Here is a 19,847-nt window from a genome sequence, read left to right on the forward strand (position 1 = left end):
CTCAGAGCAGGTTCGCGATGACGACCGTCGCGATCAGCGCCGCGCCGAGGCCGATCCACACCCACGTCGCCCTGCTCCACGCCGTGCGCAACCGTCGCCCTCCGGCCGCCACCCCGACGCCCGCGACGGGCAGGCCCGTCGCACCGGCCGGCTCCGCCTCGGCACGGTCGTCGCGCCACCGTTCCCACTGCTCGATCTTGCCGGCGAACGCGACAGTCGTGCGGATGATCTCGGACCACTCCGAGGGATCGGTCGTGACGACGTCGCGCGAGCGGGTCATGAGCAGAACGTCGTCGACGATCTCGATGTCCCACCCGCCGGCATCATCGACTGCGCGTGCCATGACATCCGGGGTGAACAGGTAGAGGGCGTCCCGCTCGTAGCCGCTCGGGCAGTACAGCGTGAAGTGGCGGTCGAAGTCGCCCTCGAGCGACAGACGCTGCGAGGCATCGGGCACGGACGACGTCGAGAGAGCCCGCGCGCCGCGCTGCGCGGCACGCAAGACGATGTGCGGGAGCGGGCGCCGTAGGCCGACGCGGATCCACCCGCCGAACTGCGTGTGCTGCGACGCGCTGTTGCCGTACCGATTCTCGTAGTCGCACCACTCGATGGGGCGCCCCTGCGCCGTGCGGGCCCGGATCGCACGCGCCTTGGTGAGAGAGCCGCGATAGCTCCACGAAGGGAGATCTCCTCGAGCCGGTCCCGGCAGGTAGACGAAGCCGTTGTCGGCGGCGAAGCGCGCGAGCGCCCAATGCTGCCGTGGCCGCATCCTCCGTCGCCCGGTGCGCACGGCGGCCCACACCAGAACGGGGAACGCTATCGCGAAGAGCACCGTCATCACGATCATGCCGACCGCGTCATCGGGTTCCACGGCGCGACCACGGGTGAGGTTCGACACCGTTCCCATGATCATCGCCAGCAGCCCGAGCCAGCTGACTGCCGCACCGATCGCGAGAACGATCCGACGGACCCGCTCGCCGGGCGAGACCACCTGCGGGTTCGCTGTCGCGAAGGCTCGCCAGAACCGACGGAGCTCGCGCCCGCCGGGCCGCGCGGTCAGCGCGTCGACGACGAGCGTCGGTGCGCTCGCCTCGCTCACGCGCTCAGCCTTCGCGCACGCGCAGGGGCTCGCGAGCGACGAGGTGCTGCGCGGACTGTGCGACGGGTCGCACCGTCACGAGGTCGAGGTTCACGTGACCGGGGGCGTTCAGCGCGTACGCGATGACGTCGGCGACGTCGTCGGGAGTGAGAGGGTTCTCGACGCCGCGGTAGACGGCCTCCGCGGCATCCTGGTCGCCGCCGAGCCGGTTCAGCGAGAACTCCTCCGTGTAGACCATCCCCGGAGCCACCTCGCTCACGCGGATGGGCTCGCCGTTCAGCTCGAGCCGCAGCGCCTTGACCAGCATGCTCTCCGCGGCCTTCGCGGCGTTGTACCCGCCGCCGCCCTGGTAGGCGACCTGGGCGGCGGTGGAGGTCACGAAGAGCGTGTCGGCGTGGCCGTCGGATGCGGCGGCCCGCCGCAGCTGCGGCAGCAGCAGCGCGACCAGGCGCTGGGTCGACAGCACGTTGGCCTCGTACATCCATCGCCAGTCGTCCGGGTCGCCGTCGGCGACGTCGTCGACGCCGCGCGCGCCGCCCGCGACCTGCACGAGAGCGTGGACGGGACCGGATGAGGCGAGCCAGTCGGCGAGCGCCTGCACATCGGCCTCGACCGTCAGATCGGCGGCGTACGCCACGGCACCGGTCTCGGCCTCCAGCGCGGCCAGCCTCTCGGCACGACGCGCGACCGCGACGACCTCCCAGCCGTCGGCGCGCAGGCGCCGTGCGGTCGCCTCACCGATCCCCGTGCTCGCACCCGTCACCACTGCTCGTCTGTTCGCCATGCACCCACGCTAGGGCTTCGCCGTGAACCCGGTGTTACACACCCGCCCCGCGCCCTTGTTACCCCGCGTTTCTCGGACGTTGTCGCCCGCAGCGCGCCCCTCTAGCCTCGTCATGTTCGCGACAGCCGCCGCGGCACCCGCAGACTTAGGAGCACGTGATGTCCGCACCCGAGAACTGGCTCTTCGAGACCAAGCAGATCCACTCCGGCGCCGCACCGGATCCCACCACCAAGGCGCGCGCGACGCCGATCTACCAGACCACGTCGTACGTGTTCGACAACGCCGACCACGCGGCCAACCTCTTCTCGCTCGCCGAGCCCGGCAACGTCTACACCCGCATCATCAACCCCACGCAGAGCGTGGTCGAGGAGCGCATCGCCGCGCTCGAGGGAGGCACAGCGGCGCTGCTGGTCGCCTCGGGTCAGGCGGCCGAGACGTTCGCGGTGCTCAACATCGCCGGGGCGGGCGACCACATCGTCTCCTCGAGCTCGATCTACGGCGGCACGTACAACCTGTTCAAGTACACGCTCGCCAAGCTCGGCATCACGACGACGTTCGTCGAGAACCAGGACGACCCGGAGGAGTGGCGTCGCGCGGTCCGCCCGAACACCAAGCTCTTCTTCGCCGAGACGGTCGGAAACCCCAAGATCAACGTCCTCGACATCCGCACCGTCTCCGACATCGCGCACGAGGCAGGTGTGCCCCTGATCGTCGACAACACGATCGCGACCCCGTACCTCATCCGCCCCTTCGAGTTCGGCGCCGACATCGTCGTGCACTCTGCGACGAAGTTCCTCGGCGGACACGGCACGACGATCGGCGGCGTCATCGTCGACGGCGGCCGCTTCCCGTGGTCGCAGCACGTCGACCGCTTCCCGGAGCTCACCGAGCCCGACCCCTCGTACCACGGCCTCAGCTACACCGGTGCGCTCGGTGACGGCGTCGCCTACGTCACCAAGGCCCGCGTGCAGCTGCTGCGGGACCTGGGCGCCGCGATCGCTCCGATCAGCGCGTGGTTGCTGCTGCAGGGCATCGAGACCCTCTCGCTGCGCGTCGAGCGCCACGTGCAGAATGCGCAGGAGATCGCGGAGTGGCTCGAGAACCAGGACGACGTCGCCTCGGTGAACTACTCGGGTCTTCCGACCTCGCCCTGGTACGCCGCCGCCAACCAGTACGCCCCGAAGGGCGTCGGCGCGGTGCTCTCGTTCGAGCTCAAGGGCGGCGTGGGAGCCGGACGCGCCTTCGTCGACAACCTCACCCTGTTCAGCCACCTCGCCAACATCGGTGACGTGCGTTCGCTCGTGATCCACCCCGCATCCACGACGCACTCGCAGCTGACCCCCGAGCAGCAGCTCACGGCCGGTGTCACGCCGGGCCTCGTGCGCCTGTCGGTCGGCCTCGAGAACGTCGCCGACCTCAAGGCCGACCTCGAGAACGCGCTGTCGGCTGCGCGACAGGCCTCGGAGGCCGCACGCGCCTGAGCCGCAACGCACGAACGCCCCGGATGCCGCATCCGGGGCGTTCGTGCGTTCGGCGCGGCCGCTGTGACGTAACACGGGCGCGAGGAGGCGAGGACGCCGGGAGAATGGAGCGATGGACTGGCAGACCTCCGAGGACACGGTGCCGAGCGCTCCGGTCACGGAGGCCGACGCCCGGCTCGCCCGTGGCCGTCCGCCCGCAAGCGGCGCGTGGCGCGACGGCGACCCGGCCGGCGATCGCCGGTTCGCGGCCTTCCGCGGCTTCCGCACCGAGAACGGCGCCGTCCTGCCCGCCGCGCGTCTCGCCTACGAGAGCTGGGGCGAGTTGTCGCCCGCCGGCGACAACGCGGTCCTCATCCTGCACGCGCTGACAGGCGACAGTCACGTACGCGGGGAGGCCGGCCTGGCCCACCCCACCGACGGATGGTGGGACGAGATCGTCGGGCCCGGGGCCGCGATCGACACGGATCGCTGGTTCGTCGTCGCGCCCAACATGCTCGGCGGCTGCCAGGGCTCGACCGGTCCCGCGACCATCGCCCCCGACGGCACCGAATGGGGCGCGCGCTTCCCGTACCTGACGATCCGCGACCAGATCGCGGCCCAGGCCCTGTTGGCGGACGAGCTCGGCATCGGCAGCTGGCGCGCTGTCATCGGCGGCTCGATGGGCGGCATGCACGCGCTCGAGTGGGGGGCGACCTACCCCGGTCGCGTGGAGCGTCTGGCGGTTCTGGCGGCTCCCCCGCTGACCACGGCCGATCAGATCGCCCTGAACTCGGTGCAGCTCGAGGCCATCCGCATCGACCCGGGCTACGCGGGCGGCGACTACTACGACGCACCAGCCGGCGAGGGCCCCCACCGCGGACTCGCCCTGGCCAGGCGGATGGCGCTCTTGAACTATCGGAGCCCGACGGAGCTGAACCTGCGTTTCCAGCGCTCCTGGCAGTCCGGGGTGAGCCCGCTCGGGCGCGGCGGCCGGTTCGCGGTGGAGTCCTACCTCGACTTCCACGGCAACAAGTTCACGCGCCGCTTCGATGCGAACAGCTACCTCACCCTCGTGGAGGCGATGAACTCGCACGACGTGGGACGCGAGCGGGGCGGCGTCGAGGACGCTCTGGGACGCATCACCGCACGCACGCTCGTGCTCGGCATCGACAGCGACCGCCTCTTCCCGGTCGAGGGGCAGCACCGCATCGCCCACGGCATCCGCGACACGCTCGACGGCGACCAGGCAGCCGTCATCACGAGCGACTACGGCCACGACGGCTTCCTCATCGAGACGGATGCGGTCGCCCACCACCTGGGCCGACTGCTCGACGCGTAGGAGCCGTCGTCACTCGGCGGAGGTCGAGGAGTGCGCGTAGACGATCGGGACGCCCCGGCGGCGTTCGACCCCGTACGCGGTGAACGCGATCGCGAGCCCCGCCGCGGCGAGGGCGGCGCCGACCCAGGGCGGCGCGACGAAGCCCCACCCCGCGGCGATCACCGCACCGCCGAGGGCGGCGCCGAGGCTGTTGCCGATGTTGAGAGCGGAGTGATTGAGCGCCGCGGCGATCGACTGGTTGTCGCCCGCCACATCCATGAGCCGCGTCTGGATCGCGGGGCTCAGCGCCGACGAGACCGCGCCCACGACGAACACCATGATCGCGAGCGCCCAGATCCAGACGGCCGTCACGGCGAGAACGGCCAGCGACACCGCCAGCACCGCGAGACCGAGCAGCAGCGTGCGGCGCAGGTTGACGTCGGAGAGGTGTCCGCCCAGCAGATTCCCGACCGTCATCCCGAGCCCCATGCCCACGAGCACGAGCGGCACGACCGCCTGCGGCGCACCGGCGACCTCCGTCACCAGCGGCGCCACGTAGCTGTAGACCGCGAAGAAGCCGCCGAACCCGATCGATCCGATCCCCAGCGTGAACCACACCTGCGGGATGCGGAACACGCCCAGCTCCGCGCGAAGCGTGCGTCCCGGCCGCCCAGGAGCGCGTGGCACGAACACGGCGATGCAGATCGTGGCGAGTGCGAAGATGGCGGCGACCACGCCGAACGCGACGCGCCACCCGAACTGCTGCCCGAGGTAGGTCCCAGCGGGGACGCCGACCACATTCGCGACGGTGAGGCCGGTCAGCACGAAGGCGACACCCTGGGCACGCCGCCCCGGCCCGAGCACGTCCGCCGCCACGAGCGCCCCGATCCCGAAATACGCGCCATGCGGCAGCCCCGCCAGGAAGCGCGAGACCGCGACCAGCTCGAAGTTCGGCGCGATCACGGTGAGGGCGTTGAAGACGGTCAGCGCCAGGGCGAGGACCACCATGACGCGGTGGCGCGGGAACCGCGCGACGAGCCCCGCGATCGTCGGCGCGCCGACGACGACGCCGAGTGCGTAGAGGCTGATGAGCCAACCCGCTTGGGCGATGGCCGCATCCGGGTCCGCCGCCGACTGGTTCGGCAGGAGCGCGCCCGCGATGTCCGGCAGCAACCCCATGACCGTGAACTCGGTCATCCCGATGCCGAAGCTGCCGATGGCGAGAGAGAGGAGCGCCCACATCGCCGCCCCCTTCGTCTGGGTCGAAGAGGTCACCGGGCCATGTTAGTCACGCGGGCCGCGGCCGCCGAATCGTTTCGCCCGCCGGATCGTCACGCCGATGCGGCGTCGGCAGAGGCGGCATCCTCGATCGCCCGCTCGAGGCGCTCGATCTTGCCGTCCAGCTCGCCCGTGTAGCCGGGGCGGATGTCGGCCTTCAGCACCAGCGAGACACGCGAGCCGAACGGCAGCACCGCGTCGGTGGCCGCCTTCACGACGGCGAACACCTCGTCCCACTCCCCCTCGATCTCGGTGAACATCGAACTCGTACGGTGCGGGAGCCCCGATTCACGCACGACCTTCACGGCCGCTGCGACCGCGTCGTGCACGGAGCCGTCCGCGCGGCCGGTGCCGCTGGGGGCGACGGAGAAAGCGACGAGCATCGCGGTCCTTTCGTCAGGCGGTGAGCACGTGGGGCGTGCGGGTGAAGCTCGAGCGCGTGCGCACCCGAGCGAGCTTGACGACCGTCCACACGGCGATCACGACGAGCAGGATGTTGCGGACCGTGATGACCACGACGGGGAACGGCAGCGCCACCAGCAGGTCGAAGTAGACCATCGGATAGATGATCTGCGTCGCGCCCGCGATCGCGAGCACGAGAACGGCGGGTCCGAACCAGCGCTTGCGGTCCAGGACCAGCGCGATCACGAGCGGCACGCTCAGCCACACCATGTACTGGGGCGAGCCGACCTTGTTCAGCGCAATGAAGGCGGCGACGAGCGCGAGCGAGAGGGTGGGGAAGACGGCGCTGAAGTGGGCGCCGCGCCACATCTTGTACGCACCCAGCGCCGCGATGCCCAGCACGCCGACGGCGAGCAGAGGCGTCATCACGGCGATCACCGGGTTGACGGCGGGGGCCCGACACCTCGAACGTCAGCAGGTCGGGGTCGTAGAAGATCTGCGAGGGACCGCCGAGCATCGCGTCCCACAGATAGAAGGTGCTGACGGGCGATTCGACCTGCAGTCCGCGACCGGTCTGGTCGCTGACGAACCCGAAGGCGTAGGCCGCGCCGCCCATCAGGAGGACCGCGCCGAGTGTCACGCCGCTGACGGCGGCGGCGGCGCCGATCACGGCGAGACGGCGACGGACGGCGATGACCGCGGCCGCCAGGAGGGCCGCCGGCCACACCTTGATCCACGTCGCCACGGCGAGAAGACCGGCACCGAGCCACGGACGGCCCACCAGCCACAGCGCTCCCATGATGCCCAGCGGCACCGTCACGGCATCCAGCCGGTACAGCGCGACCGGGCCCATCAGCGCGATGAACGCGAGCCAGAACCAAGCCGCCGTGACGCGTCCGCGCGAGCGTCCGCGGCCCACGAGGACGGCGAACGCGGCAGCATCGACGAGGCCCACCATGATCGCCCACGCCGGCGTGTACGACACCGCCCAGGCGAACAGCCAGGTGGCGAGCATCGGAAGCATCGCGAGCTGCGGATAGACCCATGCGTCGGTCAGTCCGACGAAGCCGTAGTAGGCGCTGACCTCCTGACCCGTGGCCGTGTCGGTCTGCGGCCACCAGCCGCCGTTGAGGTATGCGCCCGACCACGGCTCGTACACCCGATAGACGTCGCCCATGGGTTCGTTGGGCATGACCCATCCGAGAACGGAGACCCCGATATGGACGACGAGGAAAGCGATCCACAACAGAGCCCGTCTCGACACGGGCCTCATCCTACGTGGCGCGCCACGGAGCTTCCTGATCAGCGGCGGGCCGCGAGGGTCTCCCCGACCGCCCGCGGCAGGTGGTCTGCGACATCCGACGCGGTGATCGGACCGCCCCGACTCCCCCACCGTGCGGCGGCCAGCGCGCCGGCACGTCCGTGCAGCCACGCAGCAGCGGCCGCCGCATCCGCGAGATGTTCCGGCGAGGGATCGCCCGCGGCAACCGCACCCGCCACGACCGCGCCGAGCGCACCGGCGAGCACGTCCCCGGTCCCGGCGGTGGCGAGCCAGGGCACACCGGAGCGGATCCGGCGAAGCCCGCCGCCGGGATCCGCGACGAGCGTCACGGCGCCTTTCAGCAGCACGACGGCCCCCGTCTCACGAGAGGTCTGGAGGGCCTCTGCCTCCCTCTCGCCCATCGGCGCGAGCCCGAGGGCCTCACGAAGCCGCGCGAACTCCCGGGCGTGAGGGGTGAGGATCATCGGGGCCGTCGCCTCGGGCGCCAGATCGAGAGCACCGGCGTCCACGACGACAGGATCTCCAGCGGCGAGCACGTCGCGCAGCGCCTCGGTCTCGGACGGGTCGCGAGACGCGGCATCCGTTCCCGAGCCGATCACCCAGGCTTGGACGCGTCCGGGCGCGGTGACGGTCTCGGGACGGTGTGCCAGCACCATGTCGGCCGCCCGTGCAGGTCCGATGTAGCGAACCATGCCGCATCCGGCGTGCCACGCGGCACTCACTCCCAGCACCGCCGCGCCCGGATAGTCCGCCGAGCCGGTGCGCAGGCCCACCACCCCACGGGAATACTTGTCATCGTCCGCCGTTGGCATGCGAAGGATGCGCGCGGTGCGCGCCGCATCCTGTTCGATCGCCGTCATGGCGCCACCCTATCCGCGAAGGAGTACCGTGACCGCGCTGTTCAGCCCCTACACGATCCGAGGCGTCGAGTTCCGCAATCGGCTGTGGGTGGCACCCATGTGCCAGTACAGCGCGAGGGACGGCTTCCCCGGCGAGTGGCACCACGTGCACCTCGCCCAGTTCGCGTCCGGCGGAGCCGGTCTCGTCATCAGCGAGGCGACCGCGGTCTCGCCCGAGGGGCGCATCTCGCCCGAGGACACGGGGATCTACTCCGACGAGCAGCGCGACGCGTGGGCACCCATCGTCACGGCGATCCATGCCCGCGGTGCGGCCGCCGGCATCCAGCTCGCCCACGCCGGGCGCAAGGCGTCGACCTACTCGCCCTTCTCCGGGCACCGGGGCACCGTGCCGGCTGAGGCCGGCGGGTGGGAGACCGTCGCCCCCTCCTCGATCGCCTTCGAGGGGTATGCCACCCCCCGCGAGCTCACCCTCGACGAGATCGACGCGCTCGTCGCCTCCTTCGCCTCCGCCGCCCGCCGCGCCGTCGAGGCGGGCTTCGACGTCCTCGAGGTGCACGCCGCACACGGCTACCTGCTGCACGAGTTCCTCTCGCCGCTGTCCAACCACCGCACCGACGAGTTCGGCGGTCCGCTGGTGAACCGCGCGCGCCTCCTGCTGCGGGTGGTCGCCGCGGTGCGTGAGGCCGCCGGCGAGCTTCCCGTATTCGTCCGCTTCTCCGGTACCGACTGGGCGCAAGGCGGCTGGGACATCGAGGAGACCGCGCAGGTCGCCGTCTGGGCGGCAGAGGCCGGCGCCGACTTCTTCGACATCTCCTCCGGCGGACTCGTCGCCCACCAGGACATCACCGTCGGCCCCGGGTACCAGGTGCCGCTCGCCCGCCGTGTGCGCGACGAGGGGCTCGCCGTCAGCGCCGTCGGGCTCATCGAGACCGGCACGCAGGCCGAGCAGGTGCTGCAGGACGGCGACGCGGACGCGATCATGGCAGCACGCGAATGGCTCCGCGATCCGCACTTCGCCCTCCGCGCCGCCGATGAGCTCGGCGTCGTCGGCCCCTGGCCGCCGCAGTACGAGCGCGCCGCGCGCCACCGCTGAGTCCCGCGACTCAGCGGCCGCGGCGCGTCGCGTCCTGCACTTCGCCGATCAGCTCCTCGATGACGTCCTCCAGGAACAGGACGGCGGTCGTGTTGCCCTGGGCGTCGCGCACCTGAGCCAGGTGACGCCCCGCCCGGCGCATGGCCGCCAGCGCGTCCTCCAGGTCGGTCGTCTCCTGCACCTGCACCATGTGGTGGATCCGCTTGGTCGGGATCGGACGGTCGACAGAGGGGTCCACGCCGTCCTCCGCCACGCGCAGCACATCCTTCAGGTGCACGTAGCCGACCGGCATCCCCTCGTCGTCCACGATCACGTATCGCGAGAAGCCGTGTCGGGCGACCGCGCGCTCGATCTCGTCCGGGGTGGTCAGCTGCGGCAGCGTCACCAGATCCTCGAGCGGGACGGCGACGTCGCCGGCGTCCTTGTCCGTGAACTCGACGACCGCGGACACCGTCCCGGCCGCATCCTCCAGGACGCCCTCGATACGCGACTGGTTGACGATCGTCGCCACCTCTTCGAGCGTGAAGGTCGAGGCGGCCTCGTCCTTGGGCTCGACGCGGAACAGCCGCACGACGTGGTTGGCGATCCAGTTGAGCGTGACGATGACGGGGTGGAACACCCGCGACACCCCGACCAGCGGCGGCGCAAGCATGAGCACCGCACGGTCGGGTACGGAGAAGGCCAGGTTCTTCGGCACCATCTCGCCGAACACCACGTGCAGGTAGGACACCAGCACGAGCGCGACGATGAACGCGATGACATCAACCGCGGCCTCGCCCCAGCCGGTCAGCTCGAGCGGCACGGCCAGCAGGTGGTGGATCGCCGGCTCCGAGACGTTCAGGATCAGCAGCGAGCAGATCGTGATTCCGAGCTGACACGTCGCGAGCATGAGCGTCGCGTGCTCCATGGCCCACAACGCGGTCTTGGCGGAGCGCGAGCCCTTCTCCGCGAGCGGCTCGATCTGCGAGCGCCGCGCGGAGATCACGGCGAACTCCGCACCGACGAAGAACGCGTTGAACACCAGCAGCACGACCAGCCAGAGGATTCCCGCCCAGTCGCTCATCGGGTCCGCTCCTGCTCGTCGATGTCCGCATCCTCCGGGACCGGTCTGGGGGTGAAGCGCACCCGGTCGACGCGGCGGCCGTCCATGCGCACGACGGCGAGCGTGCCGTCTTCGATCTCGACCTCGTCGCCGACGGCCGGGATGCGGCCGAGCTCGGCCATGAGGAAGCCGCCGAGCGTGTCGTAGACCTCGCCCTCGGGAACGCGGATGCCGGTGCGATCGAGCACCTCGTCCGGGCGCAGAGCCGCCGACACGGTGAGCGAGTCCGCCCCGCGCACGATCTCGGCACGGCGACGGTCGTGCTCGTCGAGCACCTCGCCCACGATCTCCTCGACGAGGTCCTCGAGCGTCACCACGCCGGCCGTTCCGCCGTACTCGTCGAGCACGACGGCCATCTGGTAGCCACGGGCGCGGAGCTCCGCGACGAGCTGATCGAGGTGCACGGTCTCCGGCACCCGGAGCGGCTCGGTCGCGAGGGCGGCGGCGGGCACATCGGTGCGCCGCTCGCGCGGCACACCGATGGCGGCCTTCAGGTGCACGATGCCGACGATGTCGTCCATGGAATCGCCGAACACGGGGAAGCGGCTGTGACCGGTCTTCCGGGCGAGCTGGATGACGTCGTCGGCGGAGTCGGACGCGGCGACCGCGTGCACGCGCGGACGCGGCGTCATCACGTCGTCGGCTGTCAGACGCGCGAACGTGAGGCTGCGATCCAGCAGTGACGCCGTGTCCTCCTCCAGCACGCCGGCGCTCGCGGATCGGCGCACGAGGCTGGAGAGCTCCTCGGCGGTGCGGGCGCCGGAGAGCTCTTCCTTCGGCTCGATGCCGATGGAGCGCAGGATGCCGTTGGCACTGCCGTTGAGCACGGAGACGGCCGGACGGAACACGGTCGTGAACGCGACCTGGAACGGCATGACGAGCTTGGCCGTCTGCCGCGGGATCGCGAGCGCGAAGTTCTTGGGGACGAGCTCGCCCAGGATCATCGAGAAGACGGTGGCGATCGCGATGCCGATCGTGGCCGCGAGCCCCACCACGATCGCCTCCGGCACACCCCAGCCCGCGAGCACGGGGCGCAGGAGGTTGGAGATCGCCGGCTCCATCGTGTAGCCGGTGAGCAGGGTCGTCAGCGTGATGCCCAGCTGCGCGCTCGACAGGTGCGTCGAGGTGATGCGCAGCGCGCTGATGGTCATCGCGAGTCGCGACTCGCCCGCATCCCTGCGCGCTTCGAGGTCCGCGCGGTCCAGGTTCACCAGCGCGAACTCGCTGGCGACAAACAGACCGGTTCCGATCGTGAGCAAGAGCCCCACGCCCAGCATGACGTAATCCATCACACGTCACCTCCCTCGAGGGAGGCGGGTCGGTGGGGCCATCGTCTGCAACTGGGAGGGTCGTCCATCGTGCCGGACAGTCTACGGGAGCCCCGGCTCCTGCGTCCCGTTCCTGTGCACTCCGTGGGCGCCGCCCACCCGGCGCCCACCGCTCCCCCCTCCGGTTGCCCTTGCCCGAGTTGCGTCGCATGTGCGCAGCCGCGACAGTTCTGTGCAACTGCGACAGATCATCACTGTCGCAGTTGCGCACATCTGTCACCCCACCCGCGGCCCACCTGCCGTGCGGCGGCACGTGTGCTCCCTCCTCCCCGGGGCGACGGATGCGGCGCGTCCTCCCACGGGGACGGATGCGGCCCCATCCGCTCGCCCGGAGCGCCGCACGATGGCCGCATGACGTGGCGCGACGCTCCCCCGCTCACCGGCCTCCGCCGACGACGTGACGAGCCCTTCGATCGGCCCGATGAGCGCCGGCTGCGACGCGAGATCGAGGCCGGGACCGTCGTGCGCGCCGCGCCCGGGGTCTTCGTCGACGGCGCCCACTGGCGCCGGCTGCCGCCGATGGCTCGCCACGCGCAACGTGTCTGGGAAGCCTCGCTCCGCGTCACCCCGGGTACGGTCTTCAGCCACCACGCCGCGGCCGCGCTGCACGGCATCGACACGCTCGGCGACTGGCCCGCGCGGCTGGACGTCTCCGTCGAGGCGGGTGCGGGAGGGCGCTCAACCGGGCTGATGCGTCGGCACACGCGCGCGATGGCGGAGGCGGAGCTCCTGCCGTGGGGCGACTGCTTCGTCACCAGCCCGGCGCAGACCGCGGTCGATCTCGCCGCATCCCTTCCGTTCGTGGAGGGAGTCGCCGCCGTCGACCAAGCGATCTGGGGCGGACGTCCCGGTGGGGCGCTCGCCACCGTCCCGCAGCTGCGCGAACGTGCGGCCGCGCGCCGGCGGCGGGGGCTCGCCCGCATCCACCGTGCTCTCGCGTTCGCGCGCGTCGGGGCGGCCAACGTGAGGGAGAGTCAAAGCAGAGTGCTGATCGTGGAACTCGGGTTCCCGGAGCCGGAGATCCAGCACCGCATCCGCCTCGCCGACGGCGCGTTGTACGTCGCCGACTTCTTCTGGCCGCGTCACGACCATATCGGCGAGTTCGACGGCCTCGGCAAGTACTTCGCCTTCGCCCGTGAGACCGGGCTCACGCCCGTCCAGGCTCTCGCCGCGGAGAAGGATCGGGAGGATGCGCTCCGGCGTCTGGTTGGCGGGTTCTCGCGGTGGCGCACCGGCGATCTCGACGACCCGCGGCGTCTGTACGACATCCTCCGCGGTGCCGGACTCCCGACGTCCCGCCCGCGTCCGCTGGGCTAGCTGTACCCGGTCATGAGGTTGGTGACACCCGGCTGATTGGGGGTTGGCCGCCGCAGGCGGTGTGTGCTCGAGCGTAGTTGTAGTGCTCGAGCCAGGGCGCGAGCGCTTCGGAGCGGTGCTGGTTGGAGACGTAGGGGGCCCGGTAGGCCCAGTGTTCCTGCATGGTCCGGTTGAATCGTTCGGCTTTGCCGTTCTGCCAGGGGCAGTGCGGCTTGGTGGTGATGTGCCTCGCGTTGAGGAGGGACAGCTGGCCTTGGAACGCGGCCGAGACGGTGTAGTTCTTGGCGTTGTCGGTCATGACCTCACGGATGTGGATCCCGTGACGGGTGAAGAACTCGGTCGCGGCGGCGAGGAACGCTGCGCAGGTGGTGCCCTTCTCGTCCGGCAGGATCTGCGCGAACGCGAGGCGGGAGTGGTCGTCGACGGCGACATGGACGTAGTCAAAGCCAAGCTTGACCTTCCGGTCCCGACCGCTGTGATGGTCGATCGTGGCGGGGCCTTGGACGCGCCAGCCGCCGCCTTCGGGGATGCGGCCGAGCTTCTTCACATCGATGTGGATCAGATCCCCTGGGGCGTCACGCTCGTAGCGGACCTGGGTGCGCCGTGACGCGCGCAACGCGATGCCGGTGACCGGATCCAGCTCGTGCAGCGCCGGCAGCCCCGCCTTCGCGATCAGCCGGGAAACGGTGCGCGGGCTGGCCCCGCAAGCGCGGGCGATGTCGTCGCGCCCGAGCCGCTCACGCGAGCGCAGCTCAACGACGGCGGCTGCTGTCGCGGCGGCAGTCGCCGTCGGAGACGACACCGGACGCGAAGACCGATCGGACAGCCCTGCTTCGCCCGCAGCGCGGTAGCGGGCCAGCCAGCGATGAGCGCACTGACGCGAGACGCCCATCTCCTTGGCAACGTGCGAGACGGGACGTCCGCCGAGAACCCGGCGCACGAGAATCAGACGACCCGCGACAGTGAGCCGCGCATTACGGTGGACCAAGAGAAGGCCTCCACTTCGGTGACGTTAGACACCACCAATCGTGGAGGCCTTCTCCCTATCCGAATGTCACCAACCTCATGACCGGGTACAGCTAGCCCCCTCCCGCCACACTTTTGCGCACTTGCGCCTGTCAATCTCTGTGGCGGATGCGGAAGAGTGGCGCATCTGCGCAGATGCGACGCAACTCGGGCACAGGGAGGGAGGACCGGGACGGCGTCACCAGCTGACGGGAAGGGCCTTGCCCTCCTCGTAGCCGGCCGCCGACTGCAGGCCCACGAGTGCTCGCTCGTGGAACTCGGGCACGGTCGCCGCCCCCGCGTAGGTGAACGAGGACCGCACGCCCGAGGTGATCATGTCGAGCAGGTCCTCGAGCCCCGGCCGCAGCGGGTCGAGGTAGATCCTCGACGACGAGATCCCCTCGGCGAACAGCTCCTTGCGGGCGAGCTCGTAGGCGTCGAGCCCGCCGAACCGCGCGTGCACCGCCTTCGTCGAGGCCATGCCCCAGGACTCCTTGTAGACCCGTCCCTGCTCATCCGCGAACAGCTCGCCGGGCGCCTCGATCGTCCCGGCGAACCACGAACCGACCATGACGGATGCGGCACCCGCCGCCAGCGCGAGCGCCACATCACGCGGATAGCGGACGCCGCCGTCCGCCCACACGTGCGCGCCCAGCTCGCGTGCCGCCGAGGCAGTCTCCAGCACGGCCGAGAACTGCGGCCGCCCCACGGCGGTCATCATGCGCGTGGTGCACATGGCACCGGGCCCCACCCCGACCTTCAGGATGGAAGCGCCCGCGGTGACGAGGTCGTGAACACCGTCCGAGGTCACGATGTTGCCCGCCACGAGCGGCAGCCCGAGGCCCAGGTCCGCCACGACGCGCAGGGCGCGCAGCATGCCCTCCTGGTGCCCGTGGGCGGTGTCGAGCACGAGCACATCGACACCGGCGGCGGCCAAGGCGCGTGCCTTGGCCGCGACGTCACCGTTGATGCCGATGGCCGCGGCGACGATCAGGCGCCCGTCGGCGTCCACCGCCGGGCTGTACAGCGTCGAACGCAGCGCGCTGCGCCGGGAGAGCGTACCGACGAGGTGACCGCGTTCGACGACGCACACCGTCTCCGCATCCGCCGCGACGAGCAGGTCGAACCCGTGACGGGCATCCGTCACGTCGTCGGCATCGATCGCGAGCGGCCGGGCGCGCACGAGGTCCCCGAGGGTCGCGTCCGGCAGCGCGGTCGCGAGGCGCGTGGCCGGCACGACCCCGACGACATCGGCCAGGTCGAGGGATGCGGCCGAGGGATCCGCCACGACGATGCCGTACCCCTCTGTCGCGGGCAGGAGCTTGGCGGCGTCCGACGCGGTCGCCGTCGGAGGCAGCACGATCGGGGTGTCCCAACGCACCGGCTGACGCTTGACCCACCGGATGGCGGCATCGAGCTCCTGCAGCGGCATGTCCTGCGGGAGCACGCCCAGGCCGCCGCGTCGAGCGAGAGTCGCCGCGAGTCGCGCGCCGGTGACGGAGTTCATGTTGGCGGAGACCAGCGGAATGCGCATCGCCGTGCCGTCGCGCGGCGACAGGTCCACATCCAGACGACTCGTGATCCCGGAACGTCGAGGCACCAGGAACACGTCGGAGTAGGTGAGGTCGGTCTCGGGTTGCGCGCCGTAGAACTCCATGTCTGCAGAGCGTACGCCGCCCATACTCCGCCGGGCCTGTCAACCGCGACGCGCCGGGAGCGAACGCCGGAATACTCGACTAGGCTTGCGTGTCGTGCGTGTGGGCCCACGACGGCCCCGCATTGCGAATAAATCTCACGAAAGCGGGCGATCGAGAGTGTCGAGCCAGGTGACGGGCGTCGGAGTATCGAACGAAGGAGAGTTCGGAGCCAACGAGTGGCTCGTCGAGGAACTCTACGAACAGTTCCTTGTCGACCGTAACTCGGTCGACAAGTCCTGGTGGCCGGTCCTGGAGGCCTACCACTCCCAGGCCGGATCGGGCGGCGCTCCCAAGGCGGCGGCCGCCGCATCCGAGCCCCACCCGGTGACGGCGCCGATCCCCGTGATCGGCTCGCAGCCGGTGGCACGGACGACCGGCAAGCCGGCCAAGCCGCAGCCGATCCCGGCGCAGGCCCCCAAGGCACAGCCGTCCGACCCCGCGGGCGAGGTGCGGGAGGACGTCGTCACGACCCTCAAGGGGATGACGAAGACCCTCGCCGCCAACATGGACGAGTCGCTGACCGTTCCCACCGCGACGAGCGTTCGCACCGTGCCGGCGAAGCTGATGATCGACAACCGCATCGTCATCAACAACCACATGGCGCGAACCCGTGGCGGCAAGGTGAGCTTCACGCACCTGATCGGGTGGGCGCTCATCCAGGCGCTCAAGGAGTTCCCGAGCCAGAACGTCTTCTACGCCGAGGTCGACGGCAAGCCCTCGGTCGTCGCTCCCGCCCACATCAACCTGGGCATCGCGATCGATCTCCCCAAGCCCGACGGCACGCGCGCGCTCATGGTGCCGAGCATCAAGCGGGCGGAGTCGCTCACGTTCAACGAGTTCCTCGCCTCCTACGAAGACCTCGTCAAGCGCGCCCGCACCAACAAGCTGACGGCGGCCGACTTCCAGGGAACCACGCTCTCGCTCACCAACCCGGGCGGCATCGGCACCGTGCACTCGGTGCCCCGTCTCATGAAGGGTCAGGGCTGCATCATCGGCGCGGGCGCCCTCGAGTACCCCGCCGAGTTCCAGGGCTCGAGCGAGAAGACGCTCGTCGAGCTCGGCATCGGCAAGACGATCACGCTGACGAGCACCTATGACCACCGCGTGATCCAGGGCGCCGGCTCCGGCGAGTTCCTCAAGAAGGTCCACGAGCTGCTCATCGGGCAGCGCGACTTCTACGAGGGCATCTTCGCGGCGCTGCGCATCCCCTACGCCCCCATCCGCTGGGGCAGCGACATCAACGTCGACCTCGCGGAGCGCATCGACAAGGGTGCCCGCGTCCAGGAGCTCATCAACTCCTTCCGCGTCCGCGGGCACCTGATGGCGGACATCGATCCGCTCGAGTACGTGCAGCGCACGCATCCCGATCTCGAGATCGAGAGCCACGGGCTCACCTTCTGGGACCTCGACCGCGAGTTCATCGTCGGCGGTTTCGGCGGCAAGCGCCAGATGAAGCTCCGCGACATCCTGGGCGTGCTGCGCGACTCCTACTGCCGCACCCTCGGCATCGAGTACATGCACATCCAGGACCCGATGCAGCGCAAGTGGTTCCAGGACAACGTCGAGGTGAAGTACCAGAAGCCCGGCCACGACGAGCAGCTGCGCATCCTCTCCAAGCTCAACCAGGCCGAGGCCTTCGAGACGTTCCTGCAGACCAAGTACGTCGGCCAGAAGCGCTTCAGCCTCGAGGGCAGCGAATCGGTCATCCCCCTGCTCGACGAGATCCTGCAGGGTGCGGCCTCGGCGGGCCTCGACGGCGCAGCCATCGGCATGGCGCACCGCGGGCGCCTGAACGTGCTGACCAACGTCGCCGGCAAGACCTACGGCCAGGTCTTCCGTGAGTTCGAGGGCACCAGCCTTCCCGGCAACAAGCGCGGCTCGGGCGACGTGAAGTACCACCTGGGCACCGAGGGCACGTTCCAATCGGATGCGGGCACGGAGCTCCCGGTGATCCTCGCCGCCAACCCGTCGCACCTCGAGACCGTCGACGGCGTGCTCGAGGGCATCGTGCGCGCCAAGCAGGACCGCAAGCCGATCGGCACCTTCGCATGGCTGCCCATCCTCGTCCACGGCGACGCGGCCTTCGCCGGCCAGGGCGTGGTCGTGGAGACGCTGCAGATGTCGCAGCTGCGCGGCTATCGCACCGGCGGCACCGTGCACGTCGTCATCAACAACCAGCTCGGCTTCACGACGCTGCCCGTCGACGGACGCACCTCCGTGTACGCGACGGATGTGGCCAAGACGATCCAGGCCCCCATCCTGCACGTGAACGGCGATGACCCCGAGGCCGTCGTGCGCGCCGCCGAGCTCGCCTTCCGGTACCGCCAGGAGTTCCACCGCGACATCGTCATCGACCTGGTCAGCTACCGCCGCCGCGGTCACAACGAGGGCGACGACCCGTCGATGACGCAGCCCCTCATGACGAACCTCGTCGAGGCGAAGCGCTCGGTCCGCCGGCTCTACACGGAGTCGCTCGTCGGCCGAGGCGACATCACCGAGGAGGAGTACGAGCAGGCCAAGCGCGACTTCCAGGATCGCCTGGAGGTGGCGTTCGCCGAGACGCACGAGGCCGAGACCGGCACGCATCCCGTCGTCGCCGAGAGCGTCGAGGTCGAGCGGGCCGTCGGCGAGCCGGAGACGACAGGAGTGTCGACCGATGTCGTGCAGCTGATCGGCGACGCCTTCGTGAACAAGCCCGACGGCTTCACGGTGCACGCCAAGCTGCAGCAGCTGCTCGACAAGCGGCACACCATGAGCCGCTCGGGCGGAATCGACTGGGCCTTCGGCGAGCTGCTCGCGTTCGGCTCGCTGCTCGTCGAGGGAACGCCGGTGCGCCTGGCGGGCCAGGACTCCCGTCGCGGCACGTTCGTGCAGCGCCACGCCGTCTTCCACGATCGCGACAACGGTCAGGAATGGCTGCCGCTGACGAATCTCAGCGAGGGCCAGGGACGCTTCTTCGTCTACGACTCGCTGCTGAGCGAGTACGCGGCCGTCGCGTTCGAGTACGGCTACTCGGTGGAGCGCCCTGACGCGCTGGTGCTGTGGGAGGCGCAGTTCGGCGACTTCGCCAACGGCGCCCAGACCGTGATCGACACGTATCTGTCGTCGGCCGACCAGAAGTGGGGTCAGCAGTCGAGTGTCGTGCTGCTGCTGCCGCACGGATACGAGGGCGCCGGCCCCGACCACTCCTCCGCTCGCATCGAGCGTTTCCTGCAGATGTGCGCGCAGGAGAACATGACGGTCGCGCGCCCCTCGACGCCGGCCTCCTACTTCCACCTGCTGCGCCGCCAGGCCTACGCCCAGCCGCGCCGTCCGCTCGTCGTGTTCACCCCGAAGGCCATGCTGCGTCTGCGTGACGCCGTCAGCCCCGTCGAGGCGTTCACGCAGGGCAAGTTCGAGCCGGTGCTGGACGACGAGCGCGGCGGCGACAAGAACGCCGTCACGAGAGTGCTGCTGCACGCCGGCAAGATCCACTGGGACCTGCGCTCGGAGCTCGACAAGAACCCCGACGACCGTGTGGCTCTGGTGCGTCTCGAGCAGTACTACCCCGCGCCGATCGACGAGCTCAACGCCGTCATCGACGGCTATCCGAACGCGGAGCTCGTGTGGGTCCAGGAAGAGCCCGAGAACCAGGGCGCCTGGCCGTTCATCGCCCTCGAGGTCGTCAAGCACCTGCACGACCGCACGATCCGCGTCGTCTCGCGGGCCGCATCCGCCTCCCCCGCGGCCGGTTCCGCGAAGATGCACCAGATCGAGCAGGCGGAGCTGCTGCGCCGCGCGCTCACGTTCTGAGACGTCACGTGTGAGGGCGGGCTCCGGGAT

16 protein-coding genes are annotated in these 19,847 nt (G+C 70.3%); 6 read left to right on the forward strand and 10 right to left on the reverse strand.

All coding sequences use genetic code 11. The features are described from left to right. Position 1 precedes the first annotated feature (1 nt). Entirely contained in the window at positions 2 to 1,099 is a 1,098-nt protein-coding gene (locus QE377_RS02710) for a hypothetical protein (protein WP_307319480.1), read from the reverse strand. Positions 1,100 to 1,103: 4 nt separating this feature from the next. Then, on the reverse strand, positions 1,104 to 1,883 hold the full coding sequence (locus tag QE377_RS02715) for an SDR family oxidoreductase (RefSeq protein ID WP_307319483.1): 780 nt from the start codon (positions 1,881 to 1,883) through the stop codon (positions 1,104 to 1,106). Positions 1,884 to 2,041: 158 nt separating this feature from the next. On the opposite strand from QE377_RS02715, the gene QE377_RS02720 reads away from it, so the two are divergent. Continuing rightward, entirely contained in the window at positions 2,042 to 3,364 is a 1,323-nt protein-coding gene (locus tag QE377_RS02720; RefSeq protein ID WP_307319486.1) for a bifunctional o-acetylhomoserine/o-acetylserine sulfhydrylase, read from the forward strand. Between the two features lie 112 nt (positions 3,365 to 3,476). Next, positions 3,477 to 4,682: a homoserine O-acetyltransferase gene (locus QE377_RS02725; protein WP_307319488.1), complete on the forward strand. Its 1,206-nt coding sequence runs from the start codon at positions 3,477 to 3,479 to the stop codon at positions 4,680 to 4,682. A gap of 9 nt (positions 4,683 to 4,691) precedes the next feature. Here QE377_RS02725 and QE377_RS02730 read toward each other — a convergent pair whose 3' ends face one another. The 3 genes from QE377_RS02730 to QE377_RS02740 all read right to left on the reverse strand — a co-directional run bounded on the left by QE377_RS02730 (position 4,692) and on the right by QE377_RS02740 (position 6,767). Then, the gene (locus QE377_RS02730) at positions 4,692 to 5,903 is read right to left on the reverse strand and encodes an MFS transporter (RefSeq protein WP_307325841.1); all 1,212 of its coding nucleotides are present in this window, start codon (positions 5,901 to 5,903) and stop codon (positions 4,692 to 4,694) included. Positions 5,904 to 5,992: 89 nt separating this feature from the next. Beyond that, complete coding sequence (locus QE377_RS02735; RefSeq protein WP_307319490.1) at positions 5,993 to 6,322, reverse strand: thiamine-binding protein; 330 nt, start codon at positions 6,320 to 6,322, stop codon at positions 5,993 to 5,995. A 13-nt stretch (positions 6,323 to 6,335) separates the two neighbouring features. Continuing rightward, complete coding sequence (locus QE377_RS02740) at positions 6,336 to 6,767, reverse strand: hypothetical protein (RefSeq protein WP_307319493.1); 432 nt, start codon at positions 6,765 to 6,767, stop codon at positions 6,336 to 6,338. 371 nt (positions 6,768 to 7,138) lie between these two features. On the opposite strand from QE377_RS02740, the gene QE377_RS02745 reads away from it, so the two are divergent. Continuing rightward, positions 7,139 to 7,381: a hypothetical protein gene (locus QE377_RS02745; protein WP_307319496.1), complete on the forward strand. Its 243-nt coding sequence runs from the start codon at positions 7,139 to 7,141 to the stop codon at positions 7,379 to 7,381. Between the two features lie 262 nt (positions 7,382 to 7,643). Here QE377_RS02745 and QE377_RS02750 read toward each other — a convergent pair whose 3' ends face one another. Next, positions 7,644 to 8,483: an NAD(P)H-hydrate dehydratase gene (locus tag QE377_RS02750; protein ID WP_307319498.1), complete on the reverse strand. Its 840-nt coding sequence runs from the start codon at positions 8,481 to 8,483 to the stop codon at positions 7,644 to 7,646. A 28-nt stretch (positions 8,484 to 8,511) separates the two neighbouring features. Between QE377_RS02750 and QE377_RS02755 the strand changes: the two genes are divergently transcribed. Further along, the gene (locus QE377_RS02755; RefSeq protein ID WP_307319501.1) at positions 8,512 to 9,576 is read left to right on the forward strand and encodes an NADH:flavin oxidoreductase/NADH oxidase; all 1,065 of its coding nucleotides are present in this window, start codon (positions 8,512 to 8,514) and stop codon (positions 9,574 to 9,576) included. Positions 9,577 to 9,586: 10 nt separating this feature from the next. On the opposite strand, the gene QE377_RS02760 is transcribed toward QE377_RS02755, so the two are convergent. Together QE377_RS02760 and QE377_RS02765 are read right to left on the reverse strand one after the other, a co-directional pair. Continuing rightward, positions 9,587 to 10,639 carry a hemolysin family protein gene (locus tag QE377_RS02760; RefSeq protein WP_307319503.1) on the reverse strand — a complete coding sequence of 351 codons (1,053 nt, stop codon included), beginning with the start codon at positions 10,637 to 10,639 and terminating at the stop codon, positions 9,587 to 9,589. Continuing rightward, positions 10,636 to 11,967, reverse strand: coding sequence for a hemolysin family protein (locus tag QE377_RS02765; protein WP_307325844.1), 1,332 nt, complete (start codon positions 11,965 to 11,967; stop codon positions 10,636 to 10,638). The genes QE377_RS02760 and QE377_RS02765 overlap by 4 nt, the downstream gene beginning before the upstream one ends. A gap of 390 nt (positions 11,968 to 12,357) precedes the next feature. Between QE377_RS02765 and QE377_RS02770 the strand changes: the two genes are divergently transcribed. Next, the gene (locus QE377_RS02770; protein WP_307319505.1) at positions 12,358 to 13,323 is read left to right on the forward strand and encodes a hypothetical protein; all 966 of its coding nucleotides are present in this window, start codon (positions 12,358 to 12,360) and stop codon (positions 13,321 to 13,323) included. A gap of 10 nt (positions 13,324 to 13,333) precedes the next feature. On the opposite strand, the gene QE377_RS02775 is transcribed toward QE377_RS02770, so the two are convergent. Together QE377_RS02775 and QE377_RS02780 are read right to left on the reverse strand one after the other, a co-directional pair. After that, positions 13,334 to 14,311 (reverse strand): IS481 family transposase, encoded by a 978-nt coding sequence (locus QE377_RS02775; RefSeq protein ID WP_307319508.1) that lies wholly within the window; start codon positions 14,309 to 14,311, stop codon positions 13,334 to 13,336. 216 nt (positions 14,312 to 14,527) lie between these two features. Further along, positions 14,528 to 15,985 (reverse strand): GuaB1 family IMP dehydrogenase-related protein, encoded by a 1,458-nt coding sequence (locus QE377_RS02780; protein ID WP_307319511.1) that lies wholly within the window; start codon positions 15,983 to 15,985, stop codon positions 14,528 to 14,530. Positions 15,986 to 16,142: 157 nt separating this feature from the next. Between QE377_RS02780 and QE377_RS02785 the strand changes: the two genes are divergently transcribed. Next, positions 16,143 to 19,817: a multifunctional oxoglutarate decarboxylase/oxoglutarate dehydrogenase thiamine pyrophosphate-binding subunit/dihydrolipoyllysine-residue succinyltransferase subunit gene (locus tag QE377_RS02785; RefSeq protein WP_307319513.1), complete on the forward strand. Its 3,675-nt coding sequence runs from the start codon at positions 16,143 to 16,145 to the stop codon at positions 19,815 to 19,817. Positions 19,818 to 19,847: the final 30 nt, after the last annotated feature.

Origin of the sequence: Microbacterium sp. SORGH_AS_0862 (genome assembly GCF_030818795.1) — a bacterium.
Classification (GTDB): domain Bacteria; phylum Actinomycetota; class Actinomycetes; order Actinomycetales; family Microbacteriaceae; genus Microbacterium.